We start from the raw sequence: 900 nt of genomic DNA, 5'->3' as shown, positions 1-900 counted from the left end.
GGGGTCAGGTAGCGGCCGGTGTTGGGATTGTAGTAGCGATGGCGGTTGTAGTGTAGTCCGCTTTCTTCGTCGTAATACTGGCCCTGAAAACGCAACGGGTTGCTGATTTCGTTGATGTCGAATTTGACGATGTTGCCGTACGCCCGGTAGTACGCCGACCAGACGATTTTCCCGCCTGAGTCGGTGAGTTCTTGCGGGGTGCCCAAATGGTCGAGCTGGTAGTAATAAACCTCGTTGGTGGTGCCGTGGCCTTTTAGCAGGGCCATCGGTTTGAAGGTGCCGGGTTCGTACACGTAGCTGCGGTACAACGGCCAGCCCTTAACACCTTTTTGGTAGATGTTTTCGGCGATCAGCCGGTCGCCTTGCCAGAGAAATTGGGTGGTTTTGCCGTCCATGTCTTTGGCGATACGTCGGCCGAAGGCATCGTAGCGGTAGGCGACGTCGCTGCCGTCGGGCAGGGTGATGCCGATCAGGCGGTGCTGGCTGTCGTAGCGGTAGTGGCGAACCAGGCGCTGGCCGGCGCCGCGTCGTTCGCGGAGGAGGTTGCCGTAGGCGTCGTAGTCGAAGTGGCAGTCGCCTTGCATCAGCAGGCGGTTGCCTTTGATTTTGCCGTAGCTGCGGCCTTGGCCGTTGTAGCTTTGGGCGAGTAGGTTACCCGCCGGGTCGTGGGCGAAGTGTTCGACGTTGTTGGCGTTGCCGACCACTTCGGTGAGGCGGTCAAGCGGATCGTAGGCGTAGCTTTTTTGACCTTTGCGGCTGTCGGTGAGCAGGCGCAGGTTGCTGTTGGCGTCGTATTGGTAGCTGCGCCGGTAGTGGTAGTGGCCGCTGACTTCGCCGTTGCGGTCGAGGGGGTAGACGCGGTGTTCCTTGAGGCGCTGTTGTTCGTCGTAGTGGTATTCG

Annotated in this window: 1 protein-coding gene; it reads right to left on the bottom strand. The window is 59.7% G+C overall.

Annotated elements, in window-relative coordinates; genetic code table 11:
• The coding region (locus FJD38_RS24410) for an RHS repeat-associated core domain-containing protein (protein ID WP_146388045.1) at positions 1–900 on the bottom strand (900 nt) is incomplete at both ends.

Source organism: Pseudomonas saxonica, assembly GCF_007858365.1.
Lineage (GTDB): Bacteria > Pseudomonadota > Gammaproteobacteria > Pseudomonadales > Pseudomonadaceae > Aquipseudomonas > Aquipseudomonas saxonica.
Note: the sequence above shows the minus strand (reverse complement) of the source record. Positions and strands in the feature narration are given on the sequence as shown.